Source organism: Rhizobium sp. NLR22b, assembly GCF_019685295.1.
Classification (GTDB): Bacteria; Pseudomonadota; Alphaproteobacteria; order Rhizobiales; family Rhizobiaceae; genus Rhizobium.
Genome location: NZ_JABDWM010000012.1, coordinates 37,037 through 52,295 on the forward strand (window position 1 = coordinate 37,037; position 15,259 = coordinate 52,295).

The following is a 15,259-nucleotide window of genomic DNA, read 5'->3' on the forward strand; positions in this document are numbered from 1 at the left end:
CAGGCTAGAATAATTATTCACTCCTGCTGGAAAATTCATTAACAACTTGCTTTCCAGCTGTCAACAGGATTTCGTCGGGTGGATGTCTGTGGTACTTGGTACAAGGGGGTTGACTAATCAGAGTCTTGTGCAAAAATATTGATTAGTGAATATTTATGCACGCGAGGAATCGATGGATACGACAGAACTTGAGCGCATCGCCCGCGAGATCCGATTGCGCGATCTTCAGGCGGTCTTTGAAGCGGGCGCCGGCCATATTGGCGGGGAAATGTCAGTGATCGACATTTTGACGGCGCTCTATTTTCGGGTGCTGAAAGTCTGGCCAGATCAGCCGAGACATCCCGACCGCGACAGGTTCGTTCTCTCAAAGGGACATACGGCATGCGCCCTCTATGTGACACTCGCAAAACGCGGTTTCATCCCGGAGGAGGAGATTTCCACCTTCCTGCAGCCGCATTCGAGGCTGAACGGACATCCGAACTGCAACAAGGTTCCGGGCGTCGAAACGAATACCGGCCCGCTCGGCCACGGTCTCCCGGTCGCAGTCGGAATGGCGAAAGCGGCCAAGCTCTCGGGTGCGAAATTTCACACCTACGTTGTCACCGGTGACGGCGAGATGCAGGAAGGCTCCAACTGGGAAGCGATCATGGCGGCAGCCCAGTTCAAGCTCGACAACTTGACGCTGGTCATCGACCACAACAGGTTCCAGCAGGGCGCGGCGCTGGCCGAAACCAACGATCTCGCGCCGCTTCGTCCGAAGCTTGAAGCCTTCGATTGGGAAGTCACCGAGATCAACGGCAACACGATGAGCGAAATCGTTCCTGCTCTCGAACACCGGGGGGCGAGACCGCATTGTATTGTCGCCCATACCAACAAGGGCCATGGAATCTCGTTCATGCAGGACCGGGTTGACTGGCACCACAAGGTGCCGAGCAAAGAACAATACGAAATCGCATTGGCAGAATTGTCGGAGGCACTGTAATGAACGCGCCAATCAACCCTCCCAAGCTCTATGATTGCCGCGACGCATTCGCCGCCACGCTTGAGCGGCTGGCCGCTGAAAACGAAACGATCGTTGCCGTCTGCAACGACTCTGTCGGTTCGTCCAAGCTCGGCGGCTTCAAGTCCAAATTTCCCGAACGCCTCGTCAATGTCGGCATCGCAGAGCAGAATATGGTCGGCGTCGGCGCAGGGCTCGCCAATGGCGGACGGCTTCCGTTCGTCTGCGCCGCCGCTCCATTTCTCACCGGGCGGTCGCTCGAGCAGATCAAGGCCGACATTTCCTACTCGAACGCCAACGTCAAGCTGGTCGGCATCTCCTCCGGCATGGCCTATGGCGAGCTCGGCCCGACCCATCACTCGATCGAAGATTTCGCCTGGACACGGGTCCTGCCCAATCTTCCGGTCATTGCGCCTTGTGACCGCATCGAAACCGCTGCTGCCGTTGCCTGGGCCGCGACCTATGACGGGCCTTGTTTCCTGCGTCTGTCACGGGTCGGCGTGCCCGACCTGCTTCCGGAAGGCCATAAGTTCGAACTTGGCAAGGCAAATCTCCTTCGCCGGGGTTCCAACGTCACCCTGATCGCCAACGGCACTTTGACCCATCGCATTCTCAAGGCGGCCGAAATCCTCGCTGAGCGCGGCATCAATGCCAGAGTGCTCAACCTTGCAACGGTTCGTCCCATCGATGAGGAGGCTATCATCACTGCTGCCAGGGAGACCGGAGCGATCGTCACAGCCGAAGAGCATTCGATCTTTGGCGGGCTCGGCTCCGCCGTCGCCGAAGTGGTGGTCGACAATGCGCCGGTGCCGATGAAGCGTCTCGGCGTTCCCGGCGTCTATGCCCCGACCGGATCGGCAGAATTCCTGCTCGACGAATTCGGGATGGCGCCTTTCGCAATCGCCGATGCCGCGCAGGCGCTGATCAAGCGCAAGTAATAGGATCCAGCGACCGGCCGAAACGTTTTTGCCGTTTCGGCCGTCACTTGATCCGGGGAGGATAGAATGCGGACAATTCTGGCAATCGACCAGGGCACGACCAATTCGAAGGCGGTTCTGGTTTCCGAGAACGGAGAAATCGTCGGCAGAGGTTCGGCGCCGGTCGGCATCTCCTATCCGAAGCCGGGCTGGGTCGAACAAGACCCACACCGGCTCTACGCCTCGGTCTGCGAGGCGGTCGACGCCTGCCTGACGGCCGGTCGCGATGTGACGATCGAGGCCGTGGCCGTTTCCAACCAGCGCGAGTCCGTCACTGCCTGGGACGCCGATACCGGAGAGGCTCTTGGGCCGGTGGTCAGCTGGCAGTGCCGCCGAACGGCGCAGGATTGCGAACGTCTGATTGCCGAAGGCCAGCTTGACCGGGTGCAGGCGCTCACCGGCCTGCCCTTGGATGCGATGTTCCCAGGTTCGAAATTCCGCTGGCTGCTCGACCGGGTTCCGGCCGGGCGATCGGTGCGGCTGGGAACGATCGACAGCTGGCTCGTCCACTGCCTGACGGGCGGGCGCCGGCATGCCTGCGACGCGTCGAATGCCGCCAGGAGCCAGTTGTTCGATCTGAAGGAGCAGAGATGGAGCGAGGAACTCGGCGAGATTTTCGGCGTCGATATCGCGCTGCTGCCCGAGGTGCTCGACAGCTCGGCCGATTTCGGCAGAACGCAAGGGTTGCCGGGTGTGCCGGACGGCACCCCCATCATGGCCGCGATCGGAGACAGCCACGCCGCCCTGTTCGGTCATGGGGCATTCAAGCCGGGCGACGGCAAGGTGACCTTCGGGACCGGCTCGTCGGTCATGACGACGCTTCCGCACTTCATTCCCCCGCGTAACGGCGTGACAACAACCGTCGCGTGGCGTATCGGGGGGAGGCCGACTTTCGCCTTCGAAGGCAATATTCTCGTTTGTGCCGCCAGTCTTCCCTGGATGGCCGATATTCTCGGCCTTGCGGATGTGGCGGCGCTCGTCGAACTTGCAGCGAGCGCCGAGCCGGGCGGGCCTGGCTTCGTGCCGGCATTCGTGGGACTGGGGGCGCCTTACTGGAATGCCGACGCCCGAGCCCTGTTCTCCCAGATCAACTTCAATACGACACGCGCGCAAATGGCCCGGTCGGTGACCGACTCCATCGCCCTGCAGGTGCATGACGTGATCGCGGCCATGCGGACGCAGAGCGGCGGCGCGCTTGGCGCGCTCTATGTGGATGGCGGCCCGAGCCGGAACCGCTTCCTGATGCAGTGCGTCGCCAACCTTATCGAACATCCGGTGATCCAATGCGAGGCACCCGAGGCGTCGGCGTTGGGCGCGGCCTATTTGGCGGGGCTGTCACTCGGTCTGTGGGGCGATCTTCAGATTGTCGCGGAGCTGCCGCGAAACACCGAGATTATCGAGCCGCAATCCCTCGATCGGGCGGGACTTCTCGATCGCTGGAATGATGCGCTCGTCCGCTCGACGTTCCGCGAAACAAAGGCTAAAGGTGAATAAAAATTCAATCTGGGATTAGCGATGACTCGCCTCAACGAACTCCGCCTCATTTCAAGGGTCGCCCAGATGTACCATATCGAGGGACGGCGACAGGCGGAGATCGCGGAGCACCTTCGCTTGTCGCAGGCGACGGTGTCGCGCATGCTGAAGCGCGCCGAGGCTGAAGATATCGTCAGAACCAGTGTGATCCCTCCCGTCGGCACCTATAGCGAGCTCGAGGCGGCGCTTCGCGAGAAATACGATCTGCCGGAGGCGATCGTCGTCGAGTGCACGGAAGATCGGGACGGCGCCATCATGGCCCGTATCGGCGAGGCAGCGGCTCATCTCCTGGAGGTGACGCTTGCGCCGGGTGAGATCATCGGCGTTTCGAGCTGGAGCCAGACCATTTTCAAGATGGTCGAGAACATTCATCCTCAGAAAAGCGCCCAGGCGAAATACGTCGTCCAGACCCTTGGAGGCATGGGAGATCCTTCGGTGCAGACGCATGCGACGCAGCTGACCACGCGGCTTGCACGGCTGACCGGGGCCGAGCCGAAACTGCTTCCCGTGCAGGGCGTGACGACGTCAAGGGAGGCAAAACTTCTGATGCAGTCCGATCCGTACGTCCGCGAGACGATGGACCTCTTCGGCAGCATAACGCTTGCGATCGTCGGCATCGGCGCCGTCGAACCATCCGAACTTCTTGCGCGTTCCGGCAACATTTTTTCGGCCCGCGAACTCTCCGATCTCGCGGAAGCGGGAGCCGTGGGCGATATTTCGCTTCGCTTCTTCGATAGGAACGGCAAGCCGGTCAAGACACCGCTTGATGATCGGGTGATAGGGCTTCCGCTCGAGGATCTCGAACGGGTGGACCGGGTCATTGCCCTTGCCGGTGGCGCCAAGAAGACCGAGGCGATCGCCGGCGCGCTGCGCGTCGGGGTGATCGATATGCTTGTGACTGACAAGTTTACCGCGCAGCGACTGACCGATTGATGGGGTAGGGGGAAGGCCCGCCTCGTCCTTCAAGGCTTCGCTCCCCTGAGTCAATGCGCCGTCCCATCGACGATGACATGATCGTGGTCCAGCGAGCATTTCTCGATCCGGGCTTTGACCATGTAAATCTCCCGCAGCATCTCCGCAGTGACCACATCTCTCGGCGCGCCGCAGGCGCGCATGCGGCCGTTGGCGATGACCATCACCTTGTCGGCGAAGCGCAGCGCCTGGTTGAGGTCGTGGATGGCGATCAGGACGAGCATGCCTTTGGCACGCGCCCGGCGGCGCATGAAATCGAGGACTTCGATCTGGCGGTGCAGGTCGAGGGCGCTTGTGGGTTCGTCCATCAGCATGATTTCGGGCTCGCGCACCAGCGCCTGGGCGATCGAGACGAGCTGGCGCTGGCCGCCGGAGAGCGCGCCGAGATCGCGGAAGGCGAGCAAAGTGATATCGAGCGCTGCCATGATCTCGTCGATGAAGCGCAGGTCGCCATCGCCGACGGCCCAGGACTGGCCCTGCTTGCGGGCGAGCAGGATGGATTCGTAGACGGTCAGCACCGCATTGGCGGAGGTATCCTGCGGCATGTAGCTGATGGCGTTTTTCGCCTTTGAGCCTTCGACGACGACACGGCCCGGGCCCTTGAGCAGGCCGGTGATGCGCTTGAAGAGCGTCGACTTGCCGGCGGCGTTCGGGCCGATCACCGCGATCAACTCGCCCGATGTCATCACCGGCGTCGTCACATCTTCGACGAAAAGCTTGCGGCCGTGATAGGCGCCGACCGACTGCAAATGAAGCGCTACCATGATCGGCTCCTGTTCGAGAGGATGAGCGAAAAGAAGAAGGGCACGCCGACGAGTGCGGTGATGATGCCGATCGGGAAGACGACGCCTGGGATGATCGATTTCGAGACGATCGAGGTCAGCGACAGCAACAGTGCGCCCGAAAGGATCGAGCCCGGCAGGAAGAAGCGCTGGTCCTCGCCGAGGATCATGCGGGCGATGTGCGGTCCGACGAGGCCGACGAAGCCGATGGTGCCGACGAAGCTGACCGGCACGGCGGCAAGCAGCGAGACGACGAGCATGGTTTCCAGCCGGATGCGGCGGACATTGACGCCGAAGCTTGCGGCCTTGTCCTCGCCGAGGCGGATGGCGGTCAGCGCCCAGGCATTGCGGGCAAAGAGCGGAAGGGCAGCCAGCAGTACGGCGAGCGTCACCCAGATCTTCGGCCACGTCGCCTTAGTGAGGCTGCCCATCGTCCAGAAGACGACCGCCGACAGTGCCTGTTCGGAAGCGAGATATTGCAGGAAGGCGAGGGCGGCATTGAAGGTGAAGACCAGGGCGATGCCGAGCAGCACCACCGTCTGTACCGAGACCCCGCGGGCCTGCGAGACGAAATGTATGAACAGCGTGGCGATCAGCGCCATGATGAAGGCATTGACCGGCACCAGCAGGCCGGCAGCAACGGGCAGAAGCGGAACGCTGGTGACGATCGCCAGGGCCGCGCCGAAGCTTGCCGCCGCCGAAATGCCCAAGGTGAACGGGCTGGCGAGCGGATTGGCGAGGATCGTCTGCATCTGCGCGCCGGCGACGGAGAGCGACGCGCCGACGACGATCGCCATGATGGCAACCGGCATGCGGATGCCCCAGACGACGGCGCGGATCTGATCGGAAACGGAGGCGGGGTCGAGGAGGGCGGAGACGACGTCGCCGAGACTGTAGCGAGCCGGCCCCCAGGCGAGATCGACGGCGAAGGACAGGCAGAGCGCTGCCGTCATGGCGAAAAGGATCAGCAGCTTGCGCCGGGCGAGAGCGCGGTAGCGCTCCCTCCCTGCTTCCACGTCGATCGAATGTGCGGCAATCTCGGCCATAGCGATTTACTGTCCGATCCTGGCGTCGAGCCAGTAACCCGGCTGATAGGCGACCGGCAGGAATTTTTCGTGGAATTCCTTGAAGGTGGCATCGGGATCGAGATCGGCAAAGAGGTTCGGGTGGAGCCATTTGGCCAGTTGCTGGACGGCGACGAACTGGTAGGGGCTGGTATAGAACTGGTGCCAGATCGCATGAACATTGCCGCCGGCCACCGCCCTGGAGCCGGTGAAAGCGGGGTTTTCCATCAGCGTGATCAGCGCCTTGCGGCTGTCGCCGATGGTGGCTGTGGCATTCGGGCCGACATTGACATAATCCTTGGCATTCTTGGTCTGGCTCCAGTTGGAGCCGGTGACGACGATGACCTCGGGATTGGAGGCGACGACCTGTTCGGCATTGATGGAGCCGGTATAACCGGGCAGGAAATCGGAGCCGAGATTGTGGCCGCCGGCCAAATCGACCATCAGGCCGAAATTATCCGGGCCGAATGTGCCGCAGCATTCCACCAGGCCGGCGGCGCGATACATGAAAACACCAGGCTTCGGCGGATTGGCCGCCTTCAGCCTGTCGGTGACGCGCGCCATCTGTTCCTTCCAGAAGCTGGCGACAGCCTCGGCACGGTCCTCATGGCCGAAGAGCTTGCCGAGAATCTTCAGGCTCGGCTCGGTGTTGGCGAGAATATGCTCGCGGAAATCGATGTAGACGATCTTCACTCCGATGCCGGAGAGCATCTCCTCGAGCTTCACTTCGTCAGCCGCCGTCTTGTTGCCGATCGGCAGAAGCAGCACGTCCGGGTGAAGCTTGACGACCGCTTCGGTCTGCAGCGTGCCGTCAGTCAGGTTCCCGAGGAAGGGCAGGTCCTTGCCCTTGGGAAACTTCTCGACATAGGCGGTGAAGCCGTCCTTGTCGGTGGTCCAGAGATCGTTGCGCCAGCCGACGATCTTGGCGAAGGGATCTTCCTTCTCGATCGGCGCGACGGCGTAGAGCATGCGGCCTTCTCCAAGGATCACACGTTCGACAGGCTTGTCGAAGCTGACTTCGCGGCCAGCCACATCCTTGATGGTAAAGGACTGGGCGGGCGCCGAAAGCGGCATCAAGCCGGCAATCGCAGCTGCGGAAACTGCGAGCATTTTCACGAAATTCATCTGGAAATTCCCCTGACGTCTGAATAATGTCCGCAGGCATAAGAAATATGACTTTGTGAATCAAGTTATATGTTTTAGAGCATTTCCAAACTGATACGACCCGGGGGTGCCTGCGATGAATTCCATGAACACGAACTACACGATCCGCGATGAAATCCGCGATTTCTGGTCGGAAAGAGCGGCGACCTTCGATCAAAGCGTCGGCCATGAAATCTTTTCCGAAGCGGAACGGAAGGGCTGGCGGCGGCTGATCCGAAAGCATCTCGGCGAGGGGCAGGGGCGCGCGGCGCTCGACCTTGCCTGCGGCACGGCCGTCATTTCGCATCTGATGAATGATGCCGGCTTCAAGGTGACGGGGCTCGACTGGTCGGATGCGATGCTGGCGCAGGCGCGCGCCAAGGCGAAGAAGCGCGGTACCGATATCCGCTTCGTCTCCGGCGACGCTGAAAACACCATGGAGCCGAAGGATAGCTACGACGCCATCACCAACCGCCATCTCGTCTGGACGCTGGTGGACCCGGCTTCGGCCTTCAAGGAATGGTTTTCAGTGCTGAAGCCGGGCGGCAAGGTGCTGATCGTCGACGGCAATATGGGCCGGGAAACCTGGGTGAAGAGCCTGCAGAAGTTTTGGACAAAGGTGACGGGCAAACCGGCGGCAAGCCACATGTCACCGGAGATGATGGCACGGCACCAGAGTATCCGCTCCCGCGTGCACTTTTCCCACGAGATGCCGGCCGAAGCGATCGTCGATCTTCTCAGCAAGGCCGGCTTCGTGGAGATTGTGGTCGACCGCAAGCTTGGCGATATTCATTGGGCGCAGGCGCGCAAGATGCCGTTCCTGCGCGGGCTGGAGCGGATGATGCAGGAGCGGTTTGCGATTTGTGCGCGTAAGCCTGGGTGATGGGGAGGGCGCTGAGCGCCGCCAGCAGTGAATGACCCCTATCACAGGAAGGGACTCTCTCGCGCCCAAGGACTTGGGCGCATTGGATTCCTGTGACAGGCACAGGAATGAGGGTGGATGGGCTTTCTCGTCAAACATCACCCGCCAGTGACACTCATATGCCGGGCCACAGCGGGACGATTATGAGTCCGGTCGATAATGAAGTCGTGGCCTTTGGGCTTGCGGGTGATGGCTTCGTCGATGGCGGCGTGGAGGAGGGCGTCGTCTTCGGTGGCGCGGAGTGCGGCGCGGAGATCCGCGGCGTCGTTCTGGCCGAGGCACATATAGAGCGTGCCGGTGCAGGTGAGCCGGACGCGGTTGCAGCTTTCGCAGAAATTATGGGTCATCGGTGTGATGAAGCCGAGACGGCCGCCGGTCTCGGCAACCCTGGCGTAACGCGCCGGGCCGCCGGTCTGGTAATCTATGTCAGTTAGCGTGAACTGACGTTCGAGATCGGCGCGCAGCTCGGAGAGCGGCAGGTATTGATCGGTGCGGTCCTCTTCGATCTCGCCCATCGGCATGGTTTCGATGACGGTGAGGTCCATGCCGCGGCCATGGGCGAAGCGCAAGAGATCGGGAACCTCGGCATCGTTAAAATTCTTCAGCGCCACGGCATTGAGCTTGATCTTCAGACCGGCTTTCTGCGCCGCGTCGATGCCTTCCATGACTTTGTCGAAATCGCCCCAGCGGGTGATCTTACGGAATTTGTCGGGATCGAGCGTATCGAGCGAGACGTTGATGCGGCGCACGCCGCAATCATAAAGTTCAGCGGCATGGCGGGAAAGCTGCGAGCCGTTGGTCGTCAGCGTCAGTTCGTCGAGGCCGGAACCGATTTTTTCGCCGAGCTTGCGCACCAGATACATGATGTTCTTGCGCACCAGCGGCTCGCCGCCGGTCAGCCTGATCTTGCTGACACCCTTGGCGATGAAGGCGGAACAGAGACGGTCGAGCTCTTCGAGCGTCAAGAGATCCTTCTTCGGCAGAAAGGTCATATTCTCCGCCATGCAATAGGTGCAGCGGAAGTCGCAGCGGTCCGTGACGGAGACGCGGAGATAGGTGACCGTCCGGCCGAAAGGATCGATCATCGGATGTGCATCTGCCTTGAGCGGCGATGCGCTGCCTATCGTTCCCACTCTCGTATTCACCAATTCCTCCGCGGCGCGATTGTAGCGCGCCAAGCCGAACCCCGGCCGTTTTCAAGCGACATGTTTCTATTTGTGCATATGTGATTGCCCCGTCAAGGGAAACGGATTTCGCACACGCTAATTTGCGCTTGCCTCGAAAAAGCCGAACGCCTACTTCTCCAAGGGAAAGAGGGTGGTAGAGATGAACGATATCTGGCCGAGCGAACTTCGCGTTTCAAAGGACCGGCAGCGGCTGGTAGTGACCTTCAACGACGGCCAGAGATTCGATCTTTCGGCCGAACTCCTGCGCGTTCTGTCACCGTCTGCCGAGGTGCAGGGCCACGGGCCGGGACAGAAGGTGACGGTGCCGGGCAAACGCAATGTCGCGATCATCTCGATGACGCCGACCGGCAATTATGCGGTTCGAATCGGTTTCGACGACATGCACGATACCGGCATCTACACCTGGACCTACCTGCGCGAACTGGGCGAACGGGGGGCAGAGCTGTTTTCGGCCTATGAGGACGAGCTTCGGGAAAAGGGCATGAACCGCGACACGGCGGAAAAGCCGCGCTGAATTTCAATACATGGCCACCGGGGGACACATGGCGAAAGCGAATAGGAAGAACTGGCTGCGCGCCAAGGGCAGCGCCGCCGGCAGCAAGGTGACCTTCCTTGAACTGTTCTTCGACCTGGTCTTCGTCTTTTCGATCTCGCAGCTTTCGCATGCGCTCGCCGCTCATTATACGCCGCTCGGCGCCGTCGAAGCGGCGCTGATGACCTTCGCCGTCTGGTGGGTGTGGATCTTCACCGCCTGGGTGACGAATTGGCTCGATCCCGACAGGATGCCGGTGCGTGGCATGCTGGTGGTGCTGATGATGCTCGGGCTGGTGCTTTCCGCCTCCATCCCCGAGGCCTTCGGAGCCAAGGGATTGCTCTTTGCCGGGGCCTATGCGGCGATGCAGGTCGGACGCTCATTGTTTACGACCTACGCGATGACCCGCGTCGACCGGGCCAATACGCTGAATTTCGTGCGCATCACAAGCTGGCTAGCGGCGGCCGGCGGCTTCTGGATCGCCGGTGGCTTGCTCGAGCATGAAGCCAGGTTGATTGTCTGGATGATTGCGCTTGCTATTGAATATGCCGGGCCAGCCGCAGGCTTTGCAGTGCCGGGGCTCGGCCGTTCGGTTCCAAGCGACTGGGACGTGTCCGGCGCGCACATGGCCGAGCGCTGCGCGCTCTTCGTTATTATCTGCCTCGGCGAAGCGATCCTCGTTTCCGGCCGTACCTTTTCCGAGTTGCCGATCTCAGGACTGACGAGCATCGTCTTCGTCACCGGCTTCGTTGGCACCGTCACCATGTGGTGGCTCTATTTCCGCTTCGGCCACGGGCGCGCAGCTCATCGCATTGAGCATGAGGAAACGCCGGGTGCCTTGGCCCGGCAGGCCTTCACCTATGGGCATATTCCGATTCTGGCCGGCATCATCGTGCATGCGGTGGCGGTCGAATTCATGTTCTCGCATCCGCACGAGACGGGCGATTTCGGCGTCGCCGCGGCGGTGCTCGGCGGCTCCGGCCTGTTCCTCGTCGGCAATCTCTGGTTCAAGGGCGCGACTAGCGGTCAGATACCGCTGTCGCATCTTGCCGGCCTCGTGCTTGTGGTCCTGCTGGCCTTCGTGGCCCCCTTCATCGAGATCTATCTGCTGGGCATTCTGGCGACGCTGGTGCTGATCATCGTCGCCGCCTGGGAGTACCGATCGCTGAGCGGCGCGTCGACGGCACCGTCGCTGCATTGATCATCACCCGTCATCGCGCAGATCTTTCAGCAGCACGGCGATGATGCGCTCCATCGAGGTGGCGGTCGCCGTGCATTGCTCGATCGGCTCGTCGGAGAGCGTGCGCTCGATGAGATCGGTCTGGATCGCCATCGCTGCCTCGGTTACTTTGCGGCCTTCTCCGGTGAGATAAAGGCGCAGCACCCGCTTGTCACGCTCGTCGCCGCGCCGCTCGATCAGCCCGCGCCTTTCCATCTGCGGTAAGAGCATGCTCATATTGGAGCGGCCGACGAGGAGCTTGCGCGCCAGTTCCTGCTGCGAGATGGCCTCGAAACGGTAGAGATTCACGAGGATATCGAGATGCGGCGGCTTGATGTCGAGATCGGCAAGCGAGCGCGCCAGGGACTGTTGCATGAGCTGACAGGCGCGCGCCACCGCAATCCAGCTGCGAAAACGCGGATGATCCCAGGGAAGGGATTGATTTTTGTTCATCGTTGTACTTTATTGTTCAGTGTTGAACAGTCTTTTGGATTCCCACTATGGCAAATTTCGCGCTTAAGGTCACCCGCCTCGGATTCCGGCTTCTGCAGACGATTTCGCCGCGGCTGGCGGGCAGGGCGGCATTCCTGCTGTTCTGCCGCACACCATCACGACGGCCGACGGGCGAAAAGGCGAAGGCAGCGTATGCTGCTGGTGCGGCACGGCTTGCCGGCGCGGAACGTTTCGTGCTCAGGCTCGCCGGCGGCGCCAAGGCGCATGCTTATCGCCTGAACGGAGGGCCAATCGGCCAGCGCAAGCGCTACCTCGTCACACATGGCTGGGGCTCGAGCGCCGTCTATATGACAGATCTCGTTTCGGTGCTGGCGGCGACGGGCGCCGAGGTGGTGGCGCTCGATTTTCCCGGTCACGGGCGGGCGGGCGGGCGCTTCCTACATATGGGACTTGCTGTCCAGGCAGTCGCAGCGGCAGGAGAGCGGTTCGGTGCATTCGACGCTGCAATCGGCCATTCCTTCGGGGGCGCAGTACTGATGGTCTCGGCGGCAGGCCTGATTCCCGATGCGGCGCCGGCCATCTGCGAGCGACTGGTGCTGATCGGCGCGCCGAGCGACATGGCCTGGCTCTTTACCGATTTCGGCCGGATGATCGGGCTTCACCCGGCTGCGCAGGCTGCGCTGGAGAATGAAGTCCATCGTGTCACTGGGCGGAGACTCGAGGATTTCGAAGCTAGCGAGACGGCCGGCATGCTTGGTTGGCCTGTGCTCGTCATCCACGCCGAGGACGACAAAGAGGTGTCGCCGGCCCACGCCAGGCGTTATGACGCGGCGGGCGAGACTGTGCGGCTGTTCTGGGCGAACGGCTTCGGTCACCGGCGCATCGTCGGCGCGGCTCCCGTGCTCGGTGCGATCGCGGCCTTTCTTAAAGGCGACGCGGACGAGGACGCCGGCGAAAGCATCAAAAAAGATGCAGAGATCATTCCGTTTTTTGAGCTTCCGGCGAGGCGCGCGGCATTGTAGCGTCCGTGGCAAAGATCAGCCGCGGCGGGACGCTTCATGAAAATCATCAGCAGCATCGAAGAGCTCAATACGATCTATGGCGCCGGGCTGTCGCAGGCCTCGGTCGACAAGGTGACCCAGCGGCTGACGCCGCTCTATCGCCAGATGATCGAAAGCTCGCCGTTTGCGGCACTGGCGACCGTAGGCCCGGAAGGGCTCGATTGTTCGCCACGCGGCGATCTCGGTGGCGTAGTTCGCGTTGTCGACGACGAGACGCTGCATCTGCCGGATTGGCGCGGCAACAATCGCGTGGATTCGCTCTCCAACATCGTGCGCGACCCTCGGCTTGCGCTGATGTTCCTGATCCCCGGCTCGAACACGACGATGCGTATCAATGGCCGCGGTGTCGTTTCAAATGACGAGATACTGCTTTCGAGTTTCGAAATGGACGGCAAACATCCACGCACCGTCGTCGTCATCTCGATCGACGAGGTCTATTTCCAGTGCGCGCGAGCGGTGATGCGGGCCGAACTGTGGAACGCTGCGCATTTCACCGATCCGGCGAACTTGCCGACGCCGGGCCAGATGCTGAAGGCCGCCGTCAGCGATTTCGATCAGGAAACCTACGACCGGGAATGGCCGGGACGGGCGGCGAAGACGATGTGGTAAACACTGTCATCTCATTGCGACGGTGCAGTTTTGACAAAGCTCGCCCTTTAATCGACGTCATCCTTGGCCTTTGCCGAGGAGCTGCTGCACTGGCGGCAGATGCTCGAGACAAGCCCGAGCATGACGAAAGAAGGGTTGTCACCTAGTGGCGACAGCGTGCCCTATCATGAGGGTTCAGCGTCAAGCCTTGTAGATCAGCCAGCTCTTGCTGAAGTCCTTCTGCATGCCATCCTGATAGAGGACGATGCAGTTGCGGCCGGCGTGCTTGGCGCCGTACAGCGCGATGTCGGTCTTGCTGTAGAGTTCGCCGGCATCCTCGGCATTCGAGGCCATGCAGATGCCGATCGAAACAGTGATCGGGCCGTAATTCACCCGGGTCCGGGAATTCTTGAACGGCGTGGTTTCCAACGTGCGGCGGATGCGTTCGGCGATCGCCGTCACTTCCTCGGCCGTGTTGCCCTCGATGATCAGGGCAAATTCCTCGCCGCCGGCACGGGCGACAAAGACATCTCGCCGGACATTGCTGCGGATGACGGAAGCGACGGTGGCCAGGATCTTGTCGCCGACAGGATGGCCGTAGGTGTCGTTTATCTTCTTGAAATTGTCGATGTCGGCGAGCAGCAGGGCCGTTATCGGCCGCATGCCGGGATTGTTGAAGACCGCTGCCAGCCGGTCGTCGAAGGCGCGACGGTTGGAAAGGCGCGTCAGCGAATCGGTGTTGGCAATGCGCTTGTATTCGTCGAGTTCCTTGCGGACCTGGTCCATCTCCTGCGAGCGCTGGACAACGTCCTCGACGGTACGTTCGCCATGCGCCATGGTATCGCCGGTCGCCTGGCTCAAAAGTTCGATAGCGCTTTCGATCAGTTCGACGCTGGCATTGCTTTTGGAGGTGATGCGCTTATGAGTCTCGCCGAGCAGCCTTGTATAGCTTTCGAGCGAACTTTGCTCCTGCCTCAGTATCCGCAGCAGGCCGTCGAGTTCGCCTGATATGCGCGTATGGGCATCGTCGAAAACGCGTACGGGGGTGCTGGTGAAATACTGCGCGCCCAGCGCATCGAGTTCGGCCTGTGTCGCCTGGCTGCCGAGAGCTGCGAGTTCGCGGGTGAGGGCCGGATTGGAGCCGATATAGGCTTCGTAGAAGAGTTCGTAATTGCGGGGTATCGGCGCAACGCCCATCGAGCGCATGGCATAGGTGATCTGGCCCGCTACGTCGGGAACCTGCACCTTGGGCGCGACAGCCGTATTCATCCGGCAAACTCCTCATTTTTTCGAAGGCAATATTTATTTGTTAGCTTAAATTTCTTGGGAAAAGATTAAAGCGATATATACCAAAGATTACATATGAAAACTTCGCAGTGGGTCTATACTTCAGGCAGGTCTCTGATTCTTCATGGAAAAATGCATCTTCATCGGGACAGTGTATACCCGTTGCGCGGGAGGCGTATTTAAAAAACTTACACACCTTTTCTGGTTGAAGATCGTATTCATCTTGTCGACAGCAAGTTTGGTTGTCTCCTATTTCGTATGCATATTGCGGAATGACAATTTTCACCGGCAAACCTGAAATACTGCCAGAAAATCAGGACGTGAGATTATGGAAAGGTCCCGCGCCATTTCTTCGCCATCCTCGTTTTCACCGTCTTCGCAGGGGGGCGCCGTGCTGCTGGAGCACACCGGTCTCGCCTTGCGCATTCGGACGGAGATCCTGGGGTGGGTGATGATGGAGATGTGACAAGCGCTGGAGATATTCAGTGAGCGCGCAAATATCTGAAAGGCGTGCGGCACCTTCTCCGGCAGGCGGACAG

Annotated in this window: 16 protein-coding genes; 10 read left to right on the forward strand and 6 right to left on the reverse strand. The window is 60.9% G+C overall.

What is annotated here, in order from left to right; all coding sequences use genetic code 11:
* Window positions 1–172 precede the first annotated feature (172 nt).
* The 4 genes from HJC00_RS19600 (at window position 173) to HJC00_RS19615 (ending at window position 4,443) form a co-directional block, all read left to right on the forward strand.
* Complete coding sequence (locus tag HJC00_RS19600; RefSeq protein WP_221123389.1) at window positions 173–982, forward strand: transketolase; 810 nt, start codon at window positions 173–175, stop codon at window positions 980–982.
* Window positions 982–1,938, forward strand: coding sequence for a transketolase family protein (locus tag HJC00_RS19605; RefSeq protein ID WP_221164507.1), 957 nt, complete (start codon window positions 982–984; stop codon window positions 1,936–1,938). Before HJC00_RS19600 ends, HJC00_RS19605 begins: the two co-directional genes overlap by 1 nt.
* 66 nt (window positions 1,939–2,004) lie before the next feature.
* Window positions 2,005–3,471 (forward strand): FGGY family carbohydrate kinase, encoded by a 1,467-nt coding sequence (locus HJC00_RS19610; protein ID WP_221164508.1) that lies wholly within the window; start codon window positions 2,005–2,007, stop codon window positions 3,469–3,471.
* Window positions 3,472–3,492: 21 nt separating this feature from the next.
* The gene (locus tag HJC00_RS19615; protein ID WP_210631056.1) at window positions 3,493–4,443 is read left to right on the forward strand and encodes a sugar-binding transcriptional regulator; all 951 of its coding nucleotides are present in this window, start codon (window positions 3,493–3,495) and stop codon (window positions 4,441–4,443) included.
* Between the two features lie 50 nt (window positions 4,444–4,493).
* Here the strand turns inward: HJC00_RS19615 and HJC00_RS19620 are convergent, their stop codons facing one another.
* Genes HJC00_RS19620 through HJC00_RS19630 form a run of 3 tightly spaced genes read right to left on the reverse strand, consistent with a single transcriptional unit; the run spans window position 4,494 to window position 7,453 of the window.
* Entirely contained in the window at window positions 4,494–5,246 is a 753-nt protein-coding gene (locus HJC00_RS19620) for an ABC transporter ATP-binding protein (protein WP_221123388.1), read from the reverse strand.
* Window positions 5,240–6,310, reverse strand: coding sequence for an iron ABC transporter permease (locus tag HJC00_RS19625; protein ID WP_210631058.1), 1,071 nt, complete (start codon window positions 6,308–6,310; stop codon window positions 5,240–5,242). The genes HJC00_RS19620 and HJC00_RS19625 overlap by 7 nt, the downstream gene beginning before the upstream one ends.
* 6 nt (window positions 6,311–6,316) lie before the next feature.
* Window positions 6,317–7,453, reverse strand: a complete 1,137-nt coding sequence (locus HJC00_RS19630; protein ID WP_210631059.1) for an ABC transporter substrate-binding protein — start codon at window positions 7,451–7,453, stop codon at window positions 6,317–6,319.
* Between the two features lie 115 nt (window positions 7,454–7,568).
* Here HJC00_RS19630 and HJC00_RS19635 point away from each other — a divergent pair, with 115 nt between their 5' ends.
* Window positions 7,569–8,354, forward strand: a complete 786-nt coding sequence (locus HJC00_RS19635) for a methyltransferase domain-containing protein (protein ID WP_210631060.1) — start codon at window positions 7,569–7,571, stop codon at window positions 8,352–8,354.
* Window positions 8,355–8,491: 137 nt separating this feature from the next.
* Here the strand turns inward: HJC00_RS19635 and moaA are convergent, their stop codons facing one another.
* On the reverse strand, window positions 8,492–9,538 hold the full coding sequence (gene moaA, locus HJC00_RS19640) for a GTP 3',8-cyclase MoaA (protein WP_221123387.1): 1,047 nt from the start codon (window positions 9,536–9,538) through the stop codon (window positions 8,492–8,494).
* A 181-nt stretch (window positions 9,539–9,719) separates the two neighbouring features.
* Here moaA and HJC00_RS19645 point away from each other — a divergent pair, with 181 nt between their 5' ends.
* Both HJC00_RS19645 and HJC00_RS19650 read left to right on the forward strand, forming a co-directional pair.
* Window positions 9,720–10,094: a gamma-butyrobetaine hydroxylase-like domain-containing protein gene (locus HJC00_RS19645; protein ID WP_210631062.1), complete on the forward strand. Its 375-nt coding sequence runs from the start codon at window positions 9,720–9,722 to the stop codon at window positions 10,092–10,094.
* A 28-nt stretch (window positions 10,095–10,122) separates the two neighbouring features.
* A complete protein-coding gene (locus tag HJC00_RS19650; RefSeq protein WP_221164509.1) occupies window positions 10,123–11,313 on the forward strand; it encodes a low temperature requirement protein A in 1,191 nt (396 codons plus the stop codon).
* Window positions 11,314–11,316: 3 nt separating this feature from the next.
* Here HJC00_RS19650 and HJC00_RS19655 read toward each other — a convergent pair whose 3' ends face one another.
* Window positions 11,317–11,784, reverse strand: coding sequence for a MarR family winged helix-turn-helix transcriptional regulator (locus HJC00_RS19655; RefSeq protein WP_210631064.1), 468 nt, complete (start codon window positions 11,782–11,784; stop codon window positions 11,317–11,319).
* A gap of 47 nt (window positions 11,785–11,831) precedes the next feature.
* Between HJC00_RS19655 and HJC00_RS19660 the strand changes: the two genes are divergently transcribed.
* Together HJC00_RS19660 and HJC00_RS19665 are read left to right on the forward strand one after the other, a co-directional pair.
* Entirely contained in the window at window positions 11,832–12,806 is a 975-nt protein-coding gene (locus HJC00_RS19660) for an alpha/beta hydrolase (protein ID WP_210631065.1), read from the forward strand.
* A gap of 36 nt (window positions 12,807–12,842) precedes the next feature.
* Window positions 12,843–13,454 (forward strand): pyridoxamine 5'-phosphate oxidase family protein, encoded by a 612-nt coding sequence (locus HJC00_RS19665; protein ID WP_210631066.1) that lies wholly within the window; start codon window positions 12,843–12,845, stop codon window positions 13,452–13,454.
* 180 nt (window positions 13,455–13,634) lie between these two features.
* Here HJC00_RS19665 and HJC00_RS19670 read toward each other — a convergent pair whose 3' ends face one another.
* Window positions 13,635–14,702 carry a GGDEF domain-containing protein gene (locus HJC00_RS19670; protein ID WP_210631067.1) on the reverse strand — a complete coding sequence of 356 codons (1,068 nt, stop codon included), beginning with the start codon at window positions 14,700–14,702 and terminating at the stop codon, window positions 13,635–13,637.
* A gap of 346 nt (window positions 14,703–15,048) precedes the next feature.
* Here HJC00_RS19670 and HJC00_RS19675 point away from each other — a divergent pair, with 346 nt between their 5' ends.
* On the forward strand, window positions 15,049–15,186 hold the full coding sequence (locus HJC00_RS19675; protein ID WP_221164510.1) for a hypothetical protein: 138 nt from the start codon (window positions 15,049–15,051) through the stop codon (window positions 15,184–15,186).
* The last annotated feature ends 73 nt before the right edge of the window (window positions 15,187–15,259 follow it).